A 22,601-nucleotide genomic window follows, 5' to 3' on the forward strand; every position below is an offset into this window, starting at 1 on the left:
TTTCGGAGCATAAAATTAAATAAAATTCAATGAATAATTATTTGCTGCATTATTTATCAGATTAATTTAGAGACAATCCATTCAATATTTATTATTTTTAAGAAAAAATAAAACGTATGAATCTTTATACACAACCGATGTTGCGTGAAGACGCACTGAAAGATAAAGTAGCGATTGTTACAGGCGGCGGAAGCGGTCTGGGAAAAGCAATGACCAAATATTTCCTTCAATTAGGTGCAAAAGTCGTGATCACTTCCAGAAATTTAGAAAAATTACAGGGAACGGCAAAGGAATTGGAAGACGAGACTGGAGGGAAAGTGCTTTGTGTAGTCTGTGACGTAAGAAACTGGGATGAAGTGGAAGCGATGAAAGAAGCCACTTTAAAGGAATTTGGTAGAATTGATATTTTATTAAATAATGCTGCCGGAAATTTTATTTCTCCCACCGAAAGATTAACCCACTCGGCTTTTGATTCTATTTTGGATATTGTCTTAAAAGGAACAAAAAACTGTACGCTTTCCATTGGGAAACACTGGATCGATTCTAAAACACCGGGAACGGTTTTAAATATTGTAACAACTTATTCATGGACGGGCTCTGCATATGTAGTGCCTTCTGCTTGCGCAAAAGCAGGCGTTTTAGCCATGACAAGATCGCTTGCTGTAGAATGGGCAAAATATGGAATCCGTTTCAACGCGATTGCTCCGGGACCTTTCCCTACAAAAGGGGCTTGGGACAGATTACTTCCTGGAGATTTGCAGGAAAAATTTGATATGAAGAAAAAAGTTCCGTTGAGAAGAGTAGGAGAGCATCAGGAATTAGCTAATCTTGCCGCCTATCTGGTTTCCGATTATTCTGCGTATATGAATGGTGAAGTGGTAACCATCGACGGCGGAGAATGGCTGCAAGGTGCGGGAGAATTCAATATGCTGGAAGATATTCCCCAGGAAATGTGGGATGCTCTGGAAGCAATGATTAAAGCGAAAAAATCAAACTGATTTTTTGGGATGGAAGATGAAAGTCTGAAGCTAGAAGTTTTGGAAAGTCTTTTTATTACGACTGACTATTAAAAATGTCAGTCATGAACTTCCTTCTCCCATCCTCCAGCTTCCATCCCAAAAATTTAACATAATAATTACAATCACAAGGCTTCTCTCTTCGGGAGAAGTTTTATTTTTGTGGCTTTGTTAATTAAAAATAGATGATTATGAATTTCAGATTTTCAACTGTATTCTTACTGCTTTTTGCATTAGGTTTTTCGCAGGATCTTAAAGTGATGAGTTTTAATATCAGGCTTAATGTAGATTCGGACAAAGAAAATGCATGGCCAAACAGAAAACAGGATGTCGCCGATTTATTAACGTATTATCACCCGGATTATTTCGGAGTTCAGGAAGCGCTTCCGGAGCAGATGAAAGATATTAAAAACGGGTTGAAGAACTACGATTATATTGGTGTTGGCAGAGATGATGGTAAAGAAAAAGGTGAATTTTCCGCTATTTTTTATGATACCAACAGGCTTCAGGTTGTAAACTCAGGAACATTCTGGCTTTCTGAAACTCCTGAGAAACCTTCAAAAGGTTGGGATGCCGCGTTGAACAGAATTTGTACCTATGCCGTTTTTAAAGATAAGAAATCTAAAAAAGAATTTATGGCGCTGAATCTGCATTTCGATCATATCGGAAATGTTGCGAGAGTGAAATCTTCTGAACTGATTTTAAAGAAGATCAAAGAAATCAATCCTAAAAATTTACCTGTGACCGTGAGTGGTGATTTTAATTTAACCGAAGATTCGGAGCCGATTAAAATTATGTCTCAAAATTTACAGGACAGTTTTTATCATTCAGAAACAAAGCATTACGGGCCAAAAGGAACGTTTACTGGTTTTGATGTGAATGAAGTTCCAAAAGAGAGAATAGATTATATTTTCGTAAAAGGTTTTAAAATAAAATCTCACAGACACATCAACGACAGAAGAGAAAATTTACTGTATCCGTCAGACCATTTTCCTGTTCTGACAGAGCTTTCTTTCTAAAATTTAATGAGTCGGAAAATCAATTTCAAATCCAATCCCTCGCAGGGATTGGATTTTTATTTGGTCGTCATGCTGAAAATATTTTCTCAGTCGGCTAATAAAAACATCCAGGCTTCTTCCTGTAAAATAGTCGTTCGTTTCCCAAAGATTATCGAGAATATCATCTCTTTTCAATGCTTTTTTATTGTGTTTTAAAAAGTACATCAACAATTCCTGTTCACGGATGGTTAACCGGATCTTTTCTTTGGGATGAATGAGCAGCAGTTTTTCTGTGTTTAAAGTATATTCGCCGATTTTAATTTGTGTTTCAACCGTTGTTGGGGTGATTCTTTTCAGGATATTTTTAATTCTTAAAACCAATTCTTCAGGATCACAAGGTTTGGCTAGATAATCATCTGCGCCTATTTTTAATCCGGTCAGTCGATCGAGTTTTTGATTTTTAGCCGTTAAAAATAAAATAGGAAAGTCGGGTTTCTCTTTTAAAATCATTTTAGCGAGAGAAAATCCATCCAAATTGGGCATCATAATATCTAAAATACCAATATGAAAGTGAAATTCCGCCGTCAAAAGTGGAATGATTTCCATCGGATCCTGAAACCAGGTCACCTCAAAATCTTCCAGTTCCAGATACTGTTTAAGGATCATTCCGAAATCAGAATCGTCTTCTGCCAAAAGGATTTTAGTTTTCATAAGGAAGAATGATTTTAAAAGTGGTGCCTTCGTTTACCATGCTTGAAACGTCTATTTTTCCGTGATAACCGTCGATTATTTTTTTTACGAAATACAGTCCGAGCCCCAGACCTTTGCTGTTGTGAATATTGTTGGATTGTATTCTGTAAAATTTCTCGAAAATATTTTTCAGTTCTTTTTTCTCGATTCCATTTCCATTGTCGATTACTTTTATTTCCAGAATGTTTTTAGGATTATTTATCTCAATTTTCACTTCCGAAGCTCCGTATTTTCCGCTGTTTTCGCAAAGATTTTTAATAACGGTTTCCATTAAATTTTTATCAAAAGGAATTTCCTGATCAACCGAATTTTTCAGATCAAATAAAATGGTAGGATACGTAAAGGTGAGATCTTTAATGAAAAAATTCCAGTCCTGAGGTTGAATTTTCGTCAGTTTTTCTCCAGATTCGTCTTTGTGAAGCTGAAACATCAGACTTTCCAGACGGTTAATTTGCCGGTCAACCAAATGAAGCGTTTCCGGATTATAGTCTTTTTTTAATGTTTTTGAAGCAATTTTTAAAGTGGCAATCGGTGTTTTGAATTCATGGGAAATGTTATCCACAACCGTGTGCAAAACTTCCACCTGCTTTTGCTGTCGGATTAAATTTTTAACCGTAAAAATATAAAGCATTAATACCGAAAACAGAATGGCAATGCAGCTCAGAAAAAGAAAAGTAAGCTCTTTGAAAACAAGACTTTTAATATTTAAAATCTCAAAATCGGTGCGGCTTTTTATAAGAAAACTGTTGTCTCTTTCAAGTTTCCCGTTGTTATCGTTCGTGGATTTTGAACTGGTTTCCCATCTTCCGGTGTTGGTTATTCCGGGTTTTACCAGCTGATTTCGTGTTTCAAATATCGTAATCGGGCTTTCCAGAAGCTGAACTTTGGTAGGAAGCGAAACAATGGATAAATATTGAATTCTTACCGCAACTTTATAACCTTCTTTTTTGAATAAATTATCAACATAATCACTGAAACTTTTCCGATTTGTCTTTCTGTTTTGATCAAAAAGATTTAAAAACTCTTTTTGTGTAATTTTTTTATCATTGTATTGAGCAAAAATGTTTTGGAGATCATCATCCGATGCTTTTTTCAACCCTTTTTTATCTTCCAGATCATCGGTATAGGTCGAAAGACGGTTGTTCATGTCTCTGTAAATTTCCCTTTCTTTCACCTGATAGGTTTTGTACATAAAATAGCCCTGAATTCCCAAAAGAATCAGGAACAACGTGGTAAAAAGAACAATGAGATTTTTACTTTTCAACATCATAATGACAAATATAAAAATTTAGCCTTTCCCAAATAGACGTTAACCGATCATTAACCTTCCATTAACCGAAATTTTCCTTAACAAGTTAGAATTTTACATCATAAAATAAAGCTAACAATGAGGTATAAAATTCTTTTTTTCTTATGCTTTCCTATTTTTCTTTTTTCTCAGACAAAAAAAATCGAGGGAACGGTTTCGAATGATCACAATGAAAAACTTTCTTTGATTGCGATTGAAGTATATGATGCTCAAAATAAATTACTGAAAACAATATCGACTTCTGAAAACGGAAGTTTTATTTTGGAAGGAATTTCGGATCAATCTGTAAAGTTGGTCATTAAAGATTTGGAATATGCCAAATTTGAAAAAGAACTGAATCTTGAAAAGCAAAATCAGCCTTTAGCCATTATTTTGAAGAAAGATATTCAGGATATTCAGGAGGTTGTGATGACGAAGCAAAAACCTTTGGTGAAAAGGAAAATCGACCGCTTGGAATTTAACGTGGAAAATTCTAATATTTCTTCACTTAATGCCTGGGAAATTCTTAAAAAGACTCCCGGAGTTACCTCAAGCAATGATGTTTTGGCGATAAAAGGAAGTCAGAGTATTGTTGTAACGATTAATGATAAAAGAATTATGCTGACCGGTGATGAACTGAAAAACCTTTTGGAAAACACTCAAGGCGACGAACTGAAATCGGTGGAAGTAATTACCAATCCACCTGCTAAGTATGAGGCGTCCGGAAGTGCCGTGCTGAACATTGTCATGAAAAAAAATAAAATAGAAGGCTATCGTGGTACTGTTTCTTCCAAATATGTTCAGACTCAATATGCAAAAGGGGTAGCGGGAATTTCTCAATATTATAAGAAAAACAAACTTTCGGTAATGGGAAGTTATTATTTCGGAACCGGAACCTATTACCGAGAAGGTACGGACTATGTAAATTATGTTGAAGACAAGCAACGATGGGTAAGCACGATGAATCGTAAAGATAAAAATAAAAGCCAGAATACAGTCAACTTTAATATTGAATATGAGATCGACAGCCTTACGAATGCCAGCTTAAACTATTCCGGATATTTCAGTCCGAAGTCGTATGGAGTGTATGATGTTCCGACTTTAATTTATAATGATCATGATGTTGCAGAGTCGAATTACAGAACGATCAACGATCACTTTTCGCGCTCTATTAATAATTCTTTGAGTTTTCAAATGGATCGAAAGTTCAACAAAAAAAGTAAACTGACGTGGACGAATTATTTTGCAGGAAACAATGCTCAGAAAGATCAAAATGTACTCACGCATCTTGATTTTGTGAATGATTTGCCTAAAGAAAATAACTTTTTAACGCATAATAAAAGTGCCGTTCAGCTTTATTCCACGCAATTTGATTATCAATGGAAAAATGAAAAATGGGAATTGGAATCTGGGTCCAAATACAGTTTTGTAAAGACCAACAGCCTGATGGATTTCTCAGATAATGAAAATGGTCAGCTGCAATACAGAGCCGATAAAAGCAATGTTTTTGATTATAAGGAACACAACTTTGCCCTTTATTCTTCATTGGCCTATAACCCTGGAAAGTGGAATTTCAAAGCAGGATTACGTGCCGAGAAAACAGATTTGGAAGGCGTCGTTTCCGAACCGTATGAAGTGAATAAAAATAAATACTGGAAATTGTTCCCAACATTATACGTTCAATATACAACAGAGGGGAATCATCAGTTTGGTTTGTCTTACGGAAAACGAATTAGTCGACCATCTTATTCTTGTTTGAATCCTGCAAAGTCGTATTACAACTTGTTTTCCTATTTCCAGGGAGATCCCGCTTTGAAGGCGACGATTGTTCATAATCTCAATTTTACCTACACCTGGAAAGAGTGGAATATCGATTTTTATTATCGAAAAGAAATCAATCCATCGATGGAGATTTCTTATCAGGAGCCCAGCAATAATAATCTGATTTATAATTTTACCAATATAGAAAAAGGACAGGCGTATGGATTGAGCGTATACAAAAACTTCCAGATCAAACCTTGGTGGAGCCTTAGTGTATCTGAAAATCTTGAACATAATGAAAACTATTTTATAGGAGTTGATAACATTTTGTACAAAAATAAAGTATGGAATTTAGGCTCTGATATTTCAACAAGTTTCACTTTAGATAAAGCTTCGGATTGGAAGCTGGAAGTGGGGAATCGATATAATACTCCTGCTATTCAGGGGACTTTCAGGATTTCGGGATCGTCTTCAACATATTTGGTGATGAATAAAAAATTCTTCAATAAAAAGCTTGAAGGAAGCCTCATGTTTAATGATATTTTTAAAACTTCCGGAGAGAAAATCAGTACGAAATATGCCAATCAGGACAATTATTTTTTAGATTACCGCGATACCCAGAGTTTTATTATTTCATTGAAATTTAATTTTGGTAATCAGTCGGTGAAAAATGCGAAGTCGATTAAAAAAGCAGATGAGCAGGATAGGATGTAGTGTATTAAAGTGGTTTTAATTTTTCCTATCTATATCCAATAAATGTATGTTGAATGGTTTTTAGGGTTCCGGGGCGACGGCGAAGCCGTCGCCCCGGAACCCTAAAAACTAATGCAAAAAATCAAAACCATCTCCGTTGTCAGTATCCACATTATTCCAAATAGTAATTTTTCCCCGTCTGAACTTCAGAAACCTTCAACCACTTTTAGTTCTTACCGGAAACATTATAAACTTAACAAAATAACTATTGGTTTGCTTCGTCTGAGGTTCAGAAAGTCTCAATCAGTTTTGATTCTTGCTGGCGACTATCAAAACTTGGTCAAACTAATATTGATTCTGCCCGTCGCGGGTTCAAAACGGGTGAAAATATTTTCGATCAGATACAAAACATTTTACCTGTCATAAAAATAATTTCAATTGAATAATGTACACGTTATTGTAATTTCTTTAAACTTGTATAAATGTAACGCTCTATCCTTCAATTTTTGTTAATTTTGGAGCCAGTCTTAAATTAAGAAAAATGAAGAGATTTATTGTTGGTCTATTTTTAATGGCTTCTTGGCAAATATCCGCGCAGGATCTGTATATGCCGAGAAATATTAAAAAGGCATACGAAAACGGAACCCGCGATCTGTCGGGAGCTCCGGGTAAAAATTATTGGCAGAATAAAGGGGTTTATAATGTTGAGGTAAAGGTAGATGCCGGTACGAAAATTGTTTCGGGGAAAGAAACAATTGTTTACACCAACAATAGTCCGAATGATCTGGATGAATTGGCGATTCGATTTGTTAATAACCTTCACAAGCCGCAATCTCCAAGATCGGGATTTGTTTCAAAAGATTTCCTTTCATCGGGTTTACATATTAAATCATTTATCGTAAATGGTGAAAAATATAATATCAACAGTGATGATTGGGGAACGGTAGAAAAGGTAAAATTGAATTCTGTTTTAAAATCAAAAACAAAAGCTGAAGTAAAAATAGAGTGGGAATATCCTTTATCAGTACAAAGTGGAAGAGAAGGGCAAATTGACCCTGAAACTTTTTACGTAGCGTACTCCTTCCCAAGAATTTCTGTGTACGATGATTATAACGGCTGGGATATGCTTCCGCATTCTGACAGACAGGAGTTTTATAACGATTTTAATGATTATTCTTTTGCCATTTCAGCTCCGAAAAACTATGTGGTTTGGGCAACAGGAGATTTTCTGAATCCGGAAGCCGTGCTTCAGAATCAATTTTTAACCAGATATAAATCTTCATTAAAAAGCGATAAAATAATTCATGTGGCTACGGAAGCGGAGATGAGATCCGGTAAAGTAACCAAAGCTAATAAATGGAATGTCTGGAAATTTAAAGCAAATAATATCACCGATTTCTGTTTTGCATTAAGCAATCATTACGTTTGGGATGCTTCTAGTGTTCAGCTGAAAACAAAAAGAGCAAGCGTACAAGCCGCATACAAAGCAGGGACAAAAGATTTTGAAAAATATACTGAATGGATGCGCTATAATCTGGATTGGTTTTCAAAAAACTGGCCGGGCGTAGAATATCCGTATAATGTAATGACGGCAATTCAGGGGTATGCCGATATGGAATACCCAATGATGATCAACGATAGCAGCATTCCGGATAATTTTCAGGATGCAAGGTTAACGGCAGATCATGAGATTGCACATACCTATTTCCCTTTTTATATGGGAATCAATGAAACGCGATACGCTTTTATGGATGAAGGCTGGGCAACAACACTGGAATATTTAATTGGAATTGATGAAAATGGTGAAGCAAAAGCGAAAGAGTTCTATAAAAATTTCAGGGTTAAAAAATGGATCAATGATCCTTCGGCAGAGCAGGATCAACCGATTATCTCGATGAGTACGCAGGTAAGTGGCGCAGGATACGGAAACAATTCTTATGTAAAAGCTTCTTTGTCTTATCTTGCTTTGAAAGATTATCTGGGCGATGATTTGTTTAAAAAAGCATTACATCATTATATGAATAACTGGAACGGTAAACATCCGGTGCCTTGGGATTATTTTAATTCTATGAATACAGGCTCCGGGAAAAATCTGAACTGGTTTTTCAACAACTGGTTTTACACCAATAATTATATTGATCTGAAAGTAGGAAAAGTTACACAACTGAATGATCTTCTGACCGTAGGTGTTGATAATGTTGGTGGTTTTGCCATTCCTTTTGATGCGGTGCTGAATTATGAAGACGGAACGGTTGAAAAACTTCACTTTTCTCCGGCAGTTTGGGAAAAAGATCAAAAACAGACCAATCTTACCATTCCTATTAAAAAGAAAGTAAAATCTGTACAGCTAGATGGTGATCTATTTATGGATTATACACCGAATGACAATTCTAAAACATTGTAAAATAAAATTGTAATAAAACAAAAATCCTTTTTCAAAATGCTGAAAAAGGATTTTTTGTGATATATATTTAAGTGTGTTTTAAGATTCTGCGAAACCGTTTTTAATGGCAAAAACAGCGAGCCCCACACGGGTTTTCAGGTCTAGCTTGTCACAAAGCTGATCTCGGTAACTTTCAACCGTTCTTGGGCTGCAGCACATTTTATCGGCAATTTCTTTGTAGCTTAATTCGGTGACGGTATATTTTAAGAACTCTTTTTCGCGTTCCGAAATTTTAATGTTTTTTTCAACTTCTTCATTGCTGAGGTTGGAAAAAATAATCTTTGAAGCCCATTCCGGATAGAAAAAACCATCGCTATTAAGTTTTGAAAGTGCTGTTTCCAGATCTTTCGGGTGCGTATTTTTTAGTAAATATCCTTTAGCTCCGTTTTTTATCATTTTAATGACACTTTTGTCTTCGCCCTGCATGCTCAAAGCCATCACTTTAATTTCGGGGTGATTTTCCTTCAGCCATAATGCTGTTTCAAAACCATCCATCATCGGCATGCTGATGTCGAGTAAAATAATATCCGGAATTTGGTTGTTGCTTTCGAATTTCTGAATAAGATCTTTGCCGTTTTCCGCAACATAGATGACTTCAAAATCCTGAAAATTGTGAATAATTCCTTCAATAGCTTTAGCGATAAGGATATGGTCGTCTACAATTACAATAGTCTTTTTCATGAATTTCTTTTTAAAATAATACTTAATGAAGTGCCCGCTGCTTCGTTGCTTTCCAAGATATATTCTGCACCAATTACGCTGGCTCTGTTCTTCATATTGGTGAGCCCGATTCCGTTGGAGGTTATTTTTGATCTGTCAAAACCTTTTCCATCATCTTGTAAGTGAAGTTTCCATTCTTCGGTTTCGGATGTGGTGAGGCTAATATAGATATTTTTGCATTGTGAATGCTTTATACTGTTCTGAATAAACTCCTGAGCAATTCTCAACAATACATTTTTCTGAACAAATTCTAAATCAAGGTTTTTTATACTCGATTCAAAATGAACTTTACAGCTTTTAAAATCATTCGTATTGTCTACCTCTTCCTGAATTAAAGTGATAATGTCCTTCTGATTGATGTTATCATCCGTCAATGTTTTAGATAAGCTTCTTAGATCCTGCAAAGACTGGTTCACGATTTGTGAAACCTGATCGATGGTTTCGCTCACTTCGGGAACTTTATTTTCGTACAATAATTGCTGTGTATAAAGGCTTACCAATGTCAACTTCTGCCCTATATTGTCATGAAGTTCTCGCCCGATCTGCTGCATGGTTGCCTGCTGAATTTCTAGCTGGGTGGCGAGAAGTTCTTTTTGGTGCATTTCATTTTTTAATGCAATTTCTTTTTGATGCTCTTTTTTCCTTTGTCTGTAATTTCGTATGTAAATACCTACAGCAATAACAAACATTAAAAAAAATGTATTGAATAAAATGATCGTTATTAAGAGTTCTGTTTTCCCCATATGAATGAAATTGAAAATAAAAGGTACATCACAGCTCCAGAAATCTGGAAGTATAGAAAATATAAATTCCAAATTTCTCGATATTCCCAAAGAAGCGATGTGAAAGTCATAAGAGGAAGGGTTCCGATATAAAAAAGCGTAACTCCTAAATTGATATAAAACATCCTGTTTCTACTGAAATTAAGTATCTCAGAAGAATTAACTTGCTTGTAATATTCCATCACTACGAGTGTCATTAAAAATAAGCAACCTATGACGTAATTAAATGCGAAAACAATTTTTGTCTCAGGAAAAAATATCTCATGCGGTATAAAAGATGATAAATATATTCCGGAAAAAATATAAAATAATTTTGGCTTTATCAAAGATTTTTTTGCATAAAGCCAAAAAAAGAATATAAACTGAAAGGGGATTACGAAATAATTATAAAAGATGAGTTTATCAATTTTCAATATTTCTTCTCCCCATTTTACAGCAGATTCGCAAAGGAAAATAATAATAAGATACAAGCCAAAATACTTCCAATGTTGTTTTTTAACATTGTTGTAATATATAAGGGAAGTAATTGCGGCAACTGCCTCCGTCCAATACATGGATTCGGATAAAAATTTTTGAAGTTCAGTCATTGTATCTTTTGAAAATAATCATTCTATTAAAATCCTTCATGAAAAGGGTTTCCGGGTGGAAATAAAGCACCTTGATTTTCTGCAAGGCTTTCTCCAGGCGATTTCCCTTTTCTTTGTATTTCATTTTGACTTCCATCAAATAAAGAATTGAAATCATTATTTAGGAATTCACCATTTTCATTTTGTTCTTTTAACGTAGGTAGCATTACCAAGGTATGCTTGCCTGCATAATCTTTTGAAACAGGATGAGCATTCATGATATCCCAATCTTCAATCTTGGGATACGCTGCATAATAAAAACGAATCCCTAGATCCTCTTCTAAAACGTCAGGATTAACTGCTCTTGCTTCGCTTTCTACTAAATTAATAAATTTTTTCAGTTTAGGTAAATCAAACCAAATAGAATGGGCATCTTCCATACTTAATGTTGAATTAATTGCACTCAGATGATTTCTACGATAGTTTTCTACCAAAATTCTGATGAGATCGCTGGGCATTTTTCCTGGTTGGTTAGCTCCATTGCTGTCACGATCATTAGTAAATTCTGTACTCATAACTAGGTTTTATAAGGGAAATGTTAATTGATCTGCAAATGTCGAAAAAAAATGGTTTTAAAAATAAATTATATAATGTGAATTATACTGTTTATTTTACCGTGATTTTACGGATTGTAAAAATATTTTAAAATACGTAGTCAAATTTAACTAATAGTCATTTTTACCTCGAATGATAGAGATCGAAAAAAGAAGATACATCACAATTAATGACAGCTGGAAATAGCTGTAATAAATATTCCAAATGTCTTTATATTCGCTGATAATAGGATGAAAAGTCCAAAAAGGCATTGTTCCGATATAAAATAATGTTACCCCAATATTGATGAAGAACATTTTACTTCTGCTAAAGTGTAAAATTTCCTTAGAGTTGACTTGTTTGTGAAATTCATAAATTACAAGTCCCATCAGAATCAATCCGCCGAAGGTATAATTAAATGAAAAAATTAAATTATTCTTATTGAAGAAAAGTTCGTTCGGAATAAAGGTAAGCAGATAAGCGAGCGTTAAACCATAAAACAGTTTTGGCTTCTTAAAAGATTTTGCGGCATACAGCCAATAGAAAAAAATATATTCTAAAGGAATCACAAAATAATTGAAAAATTTAGGCCGATCATACTCTATCAATAAGTTTCCCCATTTCCCGAAAACTTCACAGAAAAATATAATGATGAGGTAAATTGAAAAATATTTCCAATATTGGTTTTTTACTTTTGGATAGTAAATTAAAGCAATCAAAGCGGTAAATCCTTCTACCCAAGTGATAGTATCGTAAAGTATTTGCGGAAGATTCATGAATTTAGTTTAATAAAATCAGTCATACTTGTATTTTGTGATTAAACTGCAAATATCGATAAAAAATAAGTGCTGCAAACCAAGTCTATTAGATTACACTATTTTTATTGATTAAATGCCAGATGATAATTTTTAGAACAGAAAACTTTTTTGTGACAGGGAAAATTCTGTAATAAATGATAGATTTGCATCAATTATTTAAAAATTATAAAATTATCCAATGAAAAGACAGACTATCGCATTATTTTGCATAGCAGCATTTAGTATTTCTTGTGCTAAAAATGATGATAAACAAGACGACAACAAATATACAGATGAACAAAAAGCTTCTTATTACATAGGTTTAAGCATTGCTCAAAACATGAAACAAGAAGGTTTTAAGGTAGATGAAAAGCTTTTGGCTCAGGCTATTAAAGAAGAGATGGATGGAGGAAAAAAGTTGATGCCGGCGGAAGAAATGGATGCCTTTATGCAGGAGTTTATGCAGGAGCAACATGAAAAAAAGCAAGCTATAGCGGGGGGACAAGCAGATGAAAATAAGAAAAAAGGTCTGGAGTTTCTTACGAAAAATAAAAGCAACCCAAAAGTGAAAACGACAGCTTCTGGTTTACAGTACGAGGTATTGCAGGAAGGTGATGGTAAAACAAAACCAACAGCGGCAGACGTTGTACAGGTAAAATATACCGGAAAGCTTCTGGATGGAACTGTTTTCGACTCTACCGACAAAAATGGAGGCGCACCGATGGACATTAATTTGGGTAGCGTAATCAAAGGATGGACAGAAGGAATTCAGCTGATGAGCAAAGGATCTAAGTACAGATTTTATATTCCTTCAGATTTGGGGTACGGAGACAATGGTGCCGGACCAGCAATTCCTCCAGGCGCTACCATCATTTTTGATGTAGAATTAGTGGGTATAAAATAGAGATATTGTTGATTGTATGGCTTGCGACAATGGAGTTTGCTTATTTTACAACTTATGTATTATAAATAAAATTTCCGCAGACAAAAATCTGCGGAAATTTTTCAAAAATAATATATATGAAAAAAACTACTTATTGTTCGGCAGGTCTGAAAACCAAACCTGTTTCCTCGAAATAATCTAAAGTAATTCTGTCGCCGCCATTCACGGTTCCTGCCAGAATTTCTCTTGATAATTTGTTTAAAACTTCCTGTTGAATAACTCTCTTCAACGGTCTTGCTCCGAAAGCAGGATCATATCCTTTATTCATAAGATAATCTACAGCGTCTTGAGTTGCGGTCATAATGATATTTCGTTTTGCTAACATATCATTGAATCCTCTCAACTGATACGTCACAATTTTTCCGATTTCTTTTTTTCTTAAAGGCTGGAATAATACCACCTCATCGATTCTGTTTAAGAACTCAGGACGTAAGGTCTGTTTCAATAAATCAAAAACTTCATCTTTTGCTTCATCCAAAGCTTCCGGGCTGATGTTATCATCCTTGTCACGCTGAGCAGAATCGAAACGCTCCTGAATTAAATGTGAACCTAAATTCGAAGTCATAATGATAATCGAATTTTTGAAATTCACAACTCTGCCTTTATTGTCTGTCAATCTTCCGTCATCCAAAACTTGTAACAAAGTATTGAACACATCTGGATGTGCTTTTTCAATTTCATCCAAAAGCACGACAGAATAAGGTCTTCTTCTTACTGCTTCCGTCAATTGTCCACCTTCATCATAACCAACGTATCCAGGAGGCGCACCCACCAATCTCGAAACACTGTGACGTTCCTGATATTCACTCATATCTATTCTCGTCATATTGTTTTCATCATCGAATAAAAACTCCGCCAATGCTTTTGCCAGCTCGGTTTTTCCGACTCCGGTTGTTCCTAAGAATAAGAACGAACCGATTGGTTTTTTATCGTCACTTAATCCCGCTCTGTTTCTTCTGATGGCGTCTGCAACAGCTATGATCGCTTCGTCTTGACCGACCACTCTGTGGTGAAGTTCATTTTCAAGACTTAATAATTTTTCTCTCTCAGATTGAAGAAGTTTAGTAACAGGAATTCCTGTCCATTTTGCAATCACTTCAGAAATATTTTCGGAAGTTACTTCTTCTTTAATTAATTCATTCTGATGGTTTTGCATCTCCAATTCCAGTTTCTGCAAAGCATCTTCTCTTTCTTTGATTTTTCCGTATTGGATTTCGGCTACTTTTGCATAATCTCCTGCTCTTGAAGCTCTTTCTGCTTCCAGTTTCAGAGATTCTATATCTTTTTTAATCTGAGTTAAATCTTCAGATTTTTGTTTTTCTTTAAGCCATTTCGCATTGATTTCATTTCTCTGCTCAGAAATTTTTGCAATGTCTTCTTTTAAATGGTCGATTTTCGTGTGATTTCCTTCTCTTGAAATCGCAGCCAATTCAATTTCCATCTGCATCAGTTTTCTGTCTAAAACATCCAGCTCTTCAGGTTTTGAATTGATTTCCATTCTCAGTTTTGCAGAAGCTTCATCAATCAAATCAATTGCTTTATCCGGTAAAAATCTGTCCGAAATATATCGTTGAGACATTTCCACCGCCGCAATAATCGCTTCATCCTTGATTCTTACTTTATGGTGAGCCTCGTATTTATCCTTAATTCCACGAAGAATGGAGATCGCCGACTCTGTATCCGGTTCTTCCACCATCACTTTCTGGAAACGTCTTTCCAACGCTTTATCCTTTTCAAAATATTTTTGATATTCATTCAAAGTGGTTGCACCAATCGCTCTTAATTCTCCTCTTGCCAAAGCTGGTTTCAGAATATTCGCAGCATCCATTGCGCCTTCGCCACCTCCGGCTCCCACCAAAGTATGGATTTCGTCAATGAAAAGAATAATTTGTCCTTCTGATTTAATAACCTCATTGACCACAGATTTTAAACGTTCTTCAAATTCTCCTTTATATTTTGCTCCAGCAATCAACGCACCCATATCTAGTGAATACAAGGTTTTATCCTGCAAATTTTCAGGAACATCGCCATTGATAATTCTGTGTGCAATTCCTTCTGCGATGGCGGTTTTACCAACACCGGGTTCACCAATCAAAATCGGATTGTTTTTGGTTCTTCTTGAAAGAATCTGCAAAACTCTTCTGATCTCTTCATCACGACCAATTACGGGATCTAATTTTCCTTCTGCCGCTAATTCGTTGAAGTTTTTGGCATATTTATTTAGAGACTGATATGTTTCTTCAGAACTTGCAGAAGTCGCCTTCGAACCTTTTCTTAATTCTTTAATTGCTCCTTCCAAAAGATTTTTCGTAACACCCATATCTTTCAGCATTTTTGAAACTTCTGAATTGGTCTCTAATAGGGAAAGCCATAAATGTTCAATCGTTACAAATTCGTCGCCCATTTTTTTAGTGATGTTGGGGGCATCAAGCAAAACTTTATTCGCCGATTGTGAAAGGTAAATATTTCCTCCCTGTACTTTCGGAAGTTTTTCTAAATTTTCACGGTTGCGCTCTCTTACCAAAGTGGCATCTGCTTCAGATTTTTTTAATAAGAAAGGCGATATATTTTCATCCACCTGAAAAATTCCTTCAAGTAAATGTTGAGGTTCTATTTGTTGGTTACCAAATTCCATTGCGACTTGTTGTGCAGCTTGGATGGCTTCTTGTGATTTTACAGTATATTGATTTAAGTTCATATTTTATATTTTTTTTGATTCTTTAATCTTTAGTTTTCAATTTTAGATTGTAAACATCAGATTTCAGACCATAAGACGTAAATAAATGTTAATTTTTAAATCTGATTTTCTAAATTCTGATGCCTTCAATCTTATTTAATCATTTAATTCTGATGGGTATATCGCAAAAAGTGTTCAATTGTTGAATTTTTAAAAATATTGGACAAATTTTCCGAATTGTGTATTTTTAATTCGATTGAAAAAGACAAAATTTCCGATTATCCTTAAATTGAATAAAAATTATCGGAAGAACCGTCCGATTTGGTTAACTAATAAAATACAACTCCTCTTGTTTTTGAGTTAAACCATTAAGATTTTCATTAAGAGGTTTACAATATTTAAGATGAGCTTTGCTTTTAGAGAAAGGTTTATTAAAAATCTGTTTGATTTTTTCTTAATTGAACTTCATACCTTAAATTTTCTTAGTGGTTTAAATAAATTTTTGAGATTTATTATTTTTAAAATGTATAATGAAGTATTTAGCTTCTAATTCTTGAGTTAAAAATCATCCTCTCAAAATCAAAATATTAAAATCAAAATAAGTACTTTTGCGTTTTACCAAATGGAGCTTAAAGAAAAACAAAAGAAAATATTAGAAGTAGCAGTTGAACTTTTCAAAGAGAAAGGGTATTTGGGCAGTTCTGTGAGGGACTTGGCAACGAAACTCAACATTAAGGCGGCTTCTTTATATGCACACATCCGTTCGAAAGAAGAAATTCTGGAATGGATTTGTTTTGGCATTGCTCAGGAGTTTTTTGATGAACTTCAAGAGGTAAAAAACACAAATCTTCCGCCGAGAGAAAAACTTGATCTTTTTTTGGATAAGCATTTATCAGTTGTGTTGAAAAACCGAGATGTCACTCACATTTATTCCAACGAATGGAAACATTTGGAAGAAAGACTTCCCGAATTTGTGGAATTAAGAAAGAATTATCAGCAGGAAGTTGAAAACTTGATATCTGAAATTTATCAGGCAGAAAATTGGGAACTCAAATCTCCGGCTTTTACCACACGTTTTATTCTTCATACTTTAAACAATTCTTATTTCTGGTTCAAAAGAAATATTGATTCAGGAACTGAAATTACCGATGAAATCAGAGATAAAATCCTTTTTGGACTACTTGGAAATCAAGATAGATAGTTAATTGGGGACTTTTATAAATTCTATCCGGAATGTTTATCATTTCGTAGTAATTTTGATTGTTGTGATGAAGTATACAATAAAATATTTACCTTACCTATTATTTCCCTCCGTCTAAACCTTAGCCTCAACTTAAATCTTATTTAGAATCATTCAAAATATGACGAAAGTCATAAAAATTTTTGTCAGCTTCCAAAATCTTTTTAAATTTACCTAACAAATGTTAGTTAGTTAAAGATATGGATTTTTCAGTTGAATATTTAAAGCTCGACCAATTGAGACAGCTTCAGTCTACGCGATTGGCTGATTTGGTAGACTATCTTGGAGAGAAGTCAGAATTTTATAGAGGAAAATTTAATGAATTGGGAATATCTCCGCAGGATGTCAGGTCGATAGAAGATATTACGAAACTTCCGATTACTTATAAACAAGATTTAAGAAATAACTATCCGTTTGGATTATTCACGGTTCCTAAAGATGAATTACAAAGAATTCACTGTTCAAGCGGAACAACAGGAAAACCAACGGTAGTAGGATATACAAAAGAGGATGTTGATTTATTCAGCGAAGTAGTAGCAAGATCTTTGAACGCTGCGGGAGCAAAACCAGGAATGCAGTTGCACAACGCGTACGGCTATGGAATTTTCACAGGCGGACTTGGACTTCATTACGGAGCGGAAAAATTAGGAATGAGCGTTCTCCCAATTTCAGGAGGGATGACGTCAAGACAGGTAGATTTAATTATGGATTTTAAACCGGAAGTAATCTGCTGTTCGCCTTCTTACGCATTAACCATCGCGGATGAATTCGCAAACCGTGGAATTTCTGCAGATGAGATCAGTTTAAAATATGCCGTTTTAGGTTCAGAACCGTGGACGGAAATTATCAGACATCATATTGAAGAAAGATTGGGTGTGCATGCAACCAATATTTATGGGTTAAGTGAAATTATCGGTCCCGGAGTTTCGATGGAAGATTTTGAGGAAAAAGGCGGAGCCTACATTTGGGAAGATCATTTTTATCCTGAAATTTTAGATCCGATTACAAAAGAACCCGTTCCGTTTGGGGAAGAAGGTGTTTTGGTGATTACTACTTTAACGAAGAAAGCAATGCCGCTTTTACGTTACTGGACTAACGATATTACAAGTCTTTATTACGATGAAAGCGGAAAAAGAACGATGGTAAAAATGCGTCCGATCCTTGGAAGAGCCGATGATATGCTGATCGTAAGAGGCGTAAATGTTTATCCCAGCCAGATTGAAGAAGCGTTTTCTCATGTAAAAGGGGTGATTCCTAATTATTATTTAACGCCAATCGAGAAAGAGCAGATGTGTGTTGCGCTTGATATTGATGTTGAAATTGATGATGAATTGGTAACGACTCAAAATTTACAACAAGATACCGATGATTATACTATTTTTGTCGGGAATTTTGGAAAAAGCATAGAAAACGAAATTAAAAAGCGAGTAGGAATTACAACGAAAGTGAAAATCCATGCTCAAGACAGTCTTCCAAAGTGTGAAGGCGGAAAAATTAATAGAATACTAAAAAAATAATGAATTCATTTTATAAACTTAAAACCGTTAAGGTTCAGAAAGATACTCCCGAAGCAGTAAATGTAGCGGTGGAAATTCCTGAAGAGCTGAAAGATAAATTCAGATTCAAACAAGGTCAGTATCTGAACTTTAAAATGATGATTGACGGGAACGAAGAGAGACGTTCTTATTCTATCTGCAATGCGCCAAGTGAAAAAAGCAACACGCTGGAAGTATTGGTGAAATTATTGGAAAACGGAAAAGTTTCAGGCTATTTCAATGAGCATCTTCATATGGATGAAATTCTTGAGGTAATGCCTCCTATGGGTGGTTTCAATACGTCTTATCACCCGACAAACGTGAAAACTTACGTTGGTTTGGCGGCAGGAAGCGGAATTTCTCCGGTTTTGTCGAATATCAAAGAAAGTCTTTATCAGGAGCCGAATTCAAACGCTTATTTGTTCTACAGCAACAGAAGCATGAATCACGTGATGAAAAAGGCTGAAATCGATAAGTTAGTGGAAACTTTTAACGGAAGACTGAAAGTTGTTTATTTGGTAAGCCGTGAAAAACATGAAGACCCTATTTTTGAAGGAAGAATTTCTCCGGAAAAATTAGATCATTTGTTTGAAAGATATGCTGATATCGATGTAAAAGAATCTACTTTCTTCATTTGCGGACCTTCAGAAATGATTAAAGGGATTGCAGATTATTTAAAGAAAGATAAAAAAGTACCGGCAATTCAGGTTTTATTTGAATATTTCACTGCTCCCGATGAAGAGAATACGGAGGAAATGAGCGACGAATTCAAAGCTATTGCCAACATTGAAAGTATGGTAACGGTAATCATCGATGATGATGAATATTCGTTCCACCTGAATTCAAAAAAAGAGAGTATCTTAGATAAAGCATTGAAAGACAATCTTCCTGTACCTTTCGCTTGTAAAGGAGGAGTTTGTTGTACGTGTAAAGCCGAAGTTTTGGAAGGGGAAGTTTTCATGGAAAAAAACTACGCGCTTACCGAAGAAGAAGTAGCCAGAGGCTATGTTCTTACCTGTCAATGTCACCCGACAACGAATGTGGTGATGCTTAATTATGATGTTTAAATCAATTTGAAAATGAGTCAATGTGCTAATTTGAATATGCCATTATCGTGTTTTAATTTTCAGATTGCCTAATTCTCAAATTTTCAAATTAATTAATTTTCAAATTAAAAATTATGGACTTAGAAAAATTTGTACAATACGTACACGACGAAAATAAAGTAGAACCAAAAGATGTAATGCCGGATGATTACAGAAAACTATTGGTTCGTCAGATTTCACAGCACGCACATTCTGAAATTGTAGGAATGCTGCCGGAAGCGAACTGGATTTCCAGAGCACCTTCATTGAGAAGAAAAATGGCTCTTTTGGCTAAAGTTCAGGATGAAGCAGGTCACGGTTTATACTTGTATTCTGCAACTGAAACTTTAGGAGACGGAAGTATCAGAGCGGATAGAGATGCGACGTATGAAGATATGTTGGAAGGAAAAGCAAAATATTCAAGTATTTTCAATTATCCGACGCTAAGTTGGGCAGATATCGGTGCGATCGGTTGGTTAGTTGATGGTGCAGCCATCATGAACCAAGTAATGTTAATGGGAAATTCTTATGGTCCTTATTCAAGAGCGATGGTGAAAATCTGTAAAGAAGAATCTTTCCACCAAAGACAGGGTTACGAGATTTTAATGGCGCTTTGCCGTGGAACAAAACAGCAGAAAGAAATGGCTCAGGCTTCTTTAAACCGTTTCTGGTGGCCGGCTTTGATGATGTTTGGTCCAAATGATGACAGCTCTCCAAACTCTAAAATTTCTATGAACTACAGAGTGAAAAGAGAAAGTAATGACAGTCTTCGTCAGAGATTCATCGATGTTACGGTTGCTCAGGCTGAATTTTTAGGATTAACGATTCCGGATAAAGATCTGAAATGGAATGAAGAAAGACAACATTACGATTTCGGAGAGCTTCCTTGGGATGAATTTATGGAAATTTTAAAAGGAAATGGCCCTGCCAACAAAAAGCGTATTGAAACCAAGAGAAAAGCGCAGAGAGAAAATTCTTGGGTAAAAGAGGCAGCGGCAGCTTTTGCGGAAAAGCAAAACGAAAAGGTTAACTAATTATTTAATTTAAACCATTAAGATTTTGTTTAGAAGTTTAGTTTAATTAAGATAAATCATTCTGATTTTAAAGCTAAACTTAATATTCTTAACAACTTAATTGTCCTTAATGGTTCAAAAATAAAAGTTTAAAATAATTCAAAATCTAAAATTTAGATAAAAATTAAAATTTGACTATGGCAAATTTAGATATGTGGGAAGTGTTTATTCAGACTAAACCGGGATTATCTCACAAACACGTTGGAATTGTGCAGGCGCCAACAGCAGAAATGGCTTTGCAGAACGCAAGAGACGTTTATACAAGAAGAAAAGAAGGGACTTCTGTTTGGGTCGTTCCAAGTAAATATATAGTGACTTCGGAAGGGGTGGATAAGGAAGCCTTCTTCGATCCGGCTGATGACAAACTATACCGTCACCCGACGTTCTACGAGATTCCAAATGATGTAAAAAATATGTAATTAAGACTTTGGAGATAATAGACGAATAGATAAAAGACTTTACAATCTATTTTCTATCAGTCTATCATCTATTGGTCTTCAAAATGATTAACAATGAACCCATTATATAATTATTTATTAAAACTAGCAGACGACAGTTTCATTATGGGACAACGTTTGTCTGCGTGGTGCGGTGAAGGTCCTTATTTAGAGGAAGATATTGCATTAACGAATATCGCGTTGGATGAACTTGGACAGGCAAATAACTTTTATGTTTATGCTTCAAGGGTGATTGATAACGGTAAAAGTGAAGATGACTTGGCATTTTTAAGATACGAACACGAATATGTAAATGCACATTGGACAGAACTTCCAAACGAAGATTATGCTCAGACGATTTTAAAAGTATACGTTTTCGCGGTGTATCAGAAATTGATGTACGAAGCATTATCAAATTCTACGAATGAAGAACTTTCTGCCATTGCTCAGAAATCGTTGAAAGAAGTAAGATATCATTATACTCACGCTGCATCTTGGATGAAAATTTTTGCTCAGGGAACGGAAGAAAGTAAATCTCGTTTAGAAAAATCAATCGAAAATATTTGGGAATACACGAAAGGTCTATTCGCAAAAACTGAAGGAGAAGATGATTTGGTAGCTTTAAATATTGCTCCGAATTCAGATGCTCTTTACGAAGAATTTGTTTCAATTACGCAGAAAGATTTTGAAGGTTTCGGTTTAGAATATCCTACAAATCCTTTCATGCAGCCAAAATCAAGAACGGGATATCACACAGAATATTTTGGATTTATCCTTTGTGAACTGCAGTATATGCAGAGAGCGTATCCTGGTTGTACTTGGTAAGATTAATATGGATTCCAAAATAAAACATCAAGTTATTAATTCAAACATTCTCGCAAATTATGGGATAATTGTAGAATTAGATAATGTTGAAAACGGTTTTCCAGTTTTAAAAGCGGTTTTAAAATCTGTAGATTCAAATTTATTTTGGGAAATTGAAAAAAGAATTATTGAAAATCTTGAAGAAAAACGTTTTGATAATGAAGAGATAGTTTTTTCACATATTAATTCTAAAAATCCATTAAGTTCCGAAGTACTTAAAAATAGAGAAGAAAAAACATCAGACTGTATAAAATCTCTCCAATAGGTCACAAAGAACAACCAAAAATTGGTGAATATCTGGTTTTTCATTCAACAACATTTAGGAAAAAAATCAGAAGT

The 22,601-nt window shown here is 34.9% G+C and carries 19 protein-coding genes; 12 read left to right on the forward strand and 7 right to left on the reverse strand.

Features of this window, described 5'->3' with window-relative positions; translation table 11 throughout:
- The first annotated feature begins 116 nt into the window (after positions 1 to 116).
- Complete coding sequence (locus OXQ85_RS16445; RefSeq protein ID WP_267405878.1) at positions 117 to 998, forward strand: SDR family oxidoreductase; 882 nt, start codon at positions 117 to 119, stop codon at positions 996 to 998.
- A 209-nt stretch (positions 999 to 1,207) separates the two neighbouring features.
- A complete protein-coding gene (locus tag OXQ85_RS16450) occupies positions 1,208 to 2,035 on the forward strand; it encodes an endonuclease/exonuclease/phosphatase family protein (protein WP_267405879.1) in 828 nt (275 codons plus the stop codon).
- A 3-nt stretch (positions 2,036 to 2,038) separates the two neighbouring features.
- On the opposite strand, the gene OXQ85_RS16455 is transcribed toward OXQ85_RS16450, so the two are convergent.
- Together OXQ85_RS16455 and OXQ85_RS16460 are read right to left on the reverse strand one after the other, a co-directional pair.
- A complete protein-coding gene (locus tag OXQ85_RS16455; RefSeq protein ID WP_267405880.1) occupies positions 2,039 to 2,725 on the reverse strand; it encodes a response regulator transcription factor in 687 nt (228 codons plus the stop codon).
- A complete protein-coding gene (locus tag OXQ85_RS16460; RefSeq protein WP_267405881.1) occupies positions 2,715 to 4,034 on the reverse strand; it encodes a HAMP domain-containing sensor histidine kinase in 1,320 nt (439 codons plus the stop codon). The genes OXQ85_RS16455 and OXQ85_RS16460 overlap by 11 nt, the downstream gene beginning before the upstream one ends.
- A 117-nt stretch (positions 4,035 to 4,151) precedes the next feature.
- On the opposite strand from OXQ85_RS16460, the gene OXQ85_RS16465 reads away from it, so the two are divergent.
- Together OXQ85_RS16465 and OXQ85_RS16470 are read left to right on the forward strand one after the other, a co-directional pair.
- The gene (locus OXQ85_RS16465) at positions 4,152 to 6,527 is read left to right on the forward strand and encodes an outer membrane beta-barrel family protein (RefSeq protein ID WP_267405882.1); all 2,376 of its coding nucleotides are present in this window, start codon (positions 4,152 to 4,154) and stop codon (positions 6,525 to 6,527) included.
- Positions 6,528 to 7,047: 520 nt separating this feature from the next.
- Positions 7,048 to 8,910: a M1 family metallopeptidase gene (locus OXQ85_RS16470; protein WP_267405883.1), complete on the forward strand. Its 1,863-nt coding sequence runs from the start codon at positions 7,048 to 7,050 to the stop codon at positions 8,908 to 8,910.
- Positions 8,911 to 8,988: 78 nt separating this feature from the next.
- Here OXQ85_RS16470 and OXQ85_RS16475 read toward each other — a convergent pair whose 3' ends face one another.
- From OXQ85_RS16475 to OXQ85_RS16490, 4 genes are all read right to left on the reverse strand, one after another.
- Positions 8,989 to 9,630 (reverse strand): response regulator transcription factor, encoded by a 642-nt coding sequence (locus tag OXQ85_RS16475; RefSeq protein ID WP_267405885.1) that lies wholly within the window; start codon positions 9,628 to 9,630, stop codon positions 8,989 to 8,991.
- Complete coding sequence (locus tag OXQ85_RS16480) at positions 9,627 to 10,358, reverse strand: histidine kinase (RefSeq protein WP_267405887.1); 732 nt, start codon at positions 10,356 to 10,358, stop codon at positions 9,627 to 9,629. The genes OXQ85_RS16475 and OXQ85_RS16480 overlap by 4 nt, the downstream gene beginning before the upstream one ends.
- Before the next feature lie 706 nt (positions 10,359 to 11,064).
- Entirely contained in the window at positions 11,065 to 11,592 is a 528-nt protein-coding gene (locus OXQ85_RS16485) for a hypothetical protein (RefSeq protein ID WP_267405888.1), read from the reverse strand.
- 150 nt (positions 11,593 to 11,742) lie between these two features.
- On the reverse strand, positions 11,743 to 12,387 hold the full coding sequence (locus OXQ85_RS16490; RefSeq protein WP_267405889.1) for a hypothetical protein: 645 nt from the start codon (positions 12,385 to 12,387) through the stop codon (positions 11,743 to 11,745).
- 220 nt (positions 12,388 to 12,607) lie between these two features.
- Here OXQ85_RS16490 and OXQ85_RS16495 point away from each other — a divergent pair, with 220 nt between their 5' ends.
- A complete protein-coding gene (locus OXQ85_RS16495; RefSeq protein WP_267405891.1) occupies positions 12,608 to 13,312 on the forward strand; it encodes an FKBP-type peptidyl-prolyl cis-trans isomerase in 705 nt (234 codons plus the stop codon).
- Between the two features lie 130 nt (positions 13,313 to 13,442).
- On the opposite strand, the gene clpB is transcribed toward OXQ85_RS16495, so the two are convergent.
- The gene (gene clpB, locus OXQ85_RS16500; RefSeq protein ID WP_267405893.1) at positions 13,443 to 16,049 is read right to left on the reverse strand and encodes an ATP-dependent chaperone ClpB; all 2,607 of its coding nucleotides are present in this window, start codon (positions 16,047 to 16,049) and stop codon (positions 13,443 to 13,445) included.
- Between the two features lie 601 nt (positions 16,050 to 16,650).
- Here clpB and OXQ85_RS16505 point away from each other — a divergent pair.
- The 7 genes from OXQ85_RS16505 to OXQ85_RS16535 all read left to right on the forward strand — a co-directional run bounded on the left by OXQ85_RS16505 (position 16,651) and on the right by OXQ85_RS16535 (position 22,527).
- Positions 16,651 to 17,229 (forward strand): TetR/AcrR family transcriptional regulator, encoded by a 579-nt coding sequence (locus tag OXQ85_RS16505; RefSeq protein ID WP_267405894.1) that lies wholly within the window; start codon positions 16,651 to 16,653, stop codon positions 17,227 to 17,229.
- A 239-nt stretch (positions 17,230 to 17,468) separates the two neighbouring features.
- Complete coding sequence (locus tag OXQ85_RS16510; RefSeq protein ID WP_267405895.1) at positions 17,469 to 18,785, forward strand: AMP-binding protein; 1,317 nt, start codon at positions 17,469 to 17,471, stop codon at positions 18,783 to 18,785.
- Positions 18,785 to 19,870: a 2Fe-2S iron-sulfur cluster-binding protein gene (locus OXQ85_RS16515; protein ID WP_267405896.1), complete on the forward strand. Its 1,086-nt coding sequence runs from the start codon at positions 18,785 to 18,787 to the stop codon at positions 19,868 to 19,870. Before OXQ85_RS16510 ends, OXQ85_RS16515 begins: the two co-directional genes overlap by 1 nt.
- A gap of 113 nt (positions 19,871 to 19,983) precedes the next feature.
- On the forward strand, positions 19,984 to 20,922 hold the full coding sequence (paaA, locus tag OXQ85_RS16520; protein WP_267405898.1) for a 1,2-phenylacetyl-CoA epoxidase subunit PaaA: 939 nt from the start codon (positions 19,984 to 19,986) through the stop codon (positions 20,920 to 20,922).
- Positions 20,923 to 21,098: 176 nt separating this feature from the next.
- Positions 21,099 to 21,380: a 1,2-phenylacetyl-CoA epoxidase subunit PaaB gene (gene paaB / locus OXQ85_RS16525; protein ID WP_002981782.1), complete on the forward strand. Its 282-nt coding sequence runs from the start codon at positions 21,099 to 21,101 to the stop codon at positions 21,378 to 21,380.
- 93 nt (positions 21,381 to 21,473) lie between these two features.
- Positions 21,474 to 22,223 (forward strand): 1,2-phenylacetyl-CoA epoxidase subunit PaaC, encoded by a 750-nt coding sequence (gene paaC, locus OXQ85_RS16530; protein WP_267405906.1) that lies wholly within the window; start codon positions 21,474 to 21,476, stop codon positions 22,221 to 22,223.
- A 7-nt stretch (positions 22,224 to 22,230) separates the two neighbouring features.
- Entirely contained in the window at positions 22,231 to 22,527 is a 297-nt protein-coding gene (locus OXQ85_RS16535; RefSeq protein WP_267405907.1) for a hypothetical protein, read from the forward strand.
- Positions 22,528 to 22,601: the final 74 nt, after the last annotated feature.

Source organism: Chryseobacterium sp. GM_Chr_2, from assembly GCF_026540445.1.
Taxonomy (GTDB): domain Bacteria; phylum Bacteroidota; class Bacteroidia; order Flavobacteriales; family Weeksellaceae; genus Chryseobacterium.

Coding starts and splice junctions, on each gene's coding strand:
- OXQ85_RS16470 (WP_267405883.1), top strand. CDS start 7,048: ATGAAGAGATTTATTGTTGGTCTATTTTTAATGGCTTCTTGGCAAATA.
- OXQ85_RS16450 (WP_267405879.1), top strand. CDS start 1,208: ATGAATTTCAGATTTTCAACTGTATTCTTACTGCTTTTTGCATTAGGT.
- paaB (WP_002981782.1), top strand. CDS start 21,099: ATGGCAAATTTAGATATGTGGGAAGTGTTTATTCAGACTAAACCGGGA.
- paaA (WP_267405898.1), top strand. CDS start 19,984: ATGGACTTAGAAAAATTTGTACAATACGTACACGACGAAAATAAAGTA.
- OXQ85_RS16495 (WP_267405891.1), top strand. CDS start 12,608: ATGAAAAGACAGACTATCGCATTATTTTGCATAGCAGCATTTAGTATT.
- OXQ85_RS16485 (WP_267405888.1), bottom strand. CDS start 11,592: ATGAGTACAGAATTTACTAATGATCGTGACAGCAATGGAGCTAACCAA.
- OXQ85_RS16465 (WP_267405882.1), top strand. CDS start 4,152: ATGAGGTATAAAATTCTTTTTTTCTTATGCTTTCCTATTTTTCTTTTT.
- OXQ85_RS16455 (WP_267405880.1), bottom strand. CDS start 2,725: ATGAAAACTAAAATCCTTTTGGCAGAAGACGATTCTGATTTCGGAATG.
- OXQ85_RS16535 (WP_267405907.1), top strand. CDS start 22,231: ATGGATTCCAAAATAAAACATCAAGTTATTAATTCAAACATTCTCGCA.
- OXQ85_RS16490 (WP_267405889.1), bottom strand. CDS start 12,387: ATGAATCTTCCGCAAATACTTTACGATACTATCACTTGGGTAGAAGGA.
- OXQ85_RS16515 (WP_267405896.1), top strand. CDS start 18,785: ATGAATTCATTTTATAAACTTAAAACCGTTAAGGTTCAGAAAGATACT.
- OXQ85_RS16445 (WP_267405878.1), top strand. CDS start 117: ATGAATCTTTATACACAACCGATGTTGCGTGAAGACGCACTGAAAGAT.
- paaC (WP_267405906.1), top strand. CDS start 21,474: ATGAACCCATTATATAATTATTTATTAAAACTAGCAGACGACAGTTTC.
- OXQ85_RS16480 (WP_267405887.1), bottom strand. CDS start 10,358: ATGTTTGTTATTGCTGTAGGTATTTACATACGAAATTACAGACAAAGG.
- OXQ85_RS16505 (WP_267405894.1), top strand. CDS start 16,651: ATGGAGCTTAAAGAAAAACAAAAGAAAATATTAGAAGTAGCAGTTGAA.
- OXQ85_RS16460 (WP_267405881.1), bottom strand. CDS start 4,034: ATGATGTTGAAAAGTAAAAATCTCATTGTTCTTTTTACCACGTTGTTC.
- OXQ85_RS16475 (WP_267405885.1), bottom strand. CDS start 9,630: ATGAAAAAGACTATTGTAATTGTAGACGACCATATCCTTATCGCTAAA.
- OXQ85_RS16510 (WP_267405895.1), top strand. CDS start 17,469: ATGGATTTTTCAGTTGAATATTTAAAGCTCGACCAATTGAGACAGCTT.
- clpB (WP_267405893.1), bottom strand. CDS start 16,049: ATGAACTTAAATCAATATACTGTAAAATCACAAGAAGCCATCCAAGCT.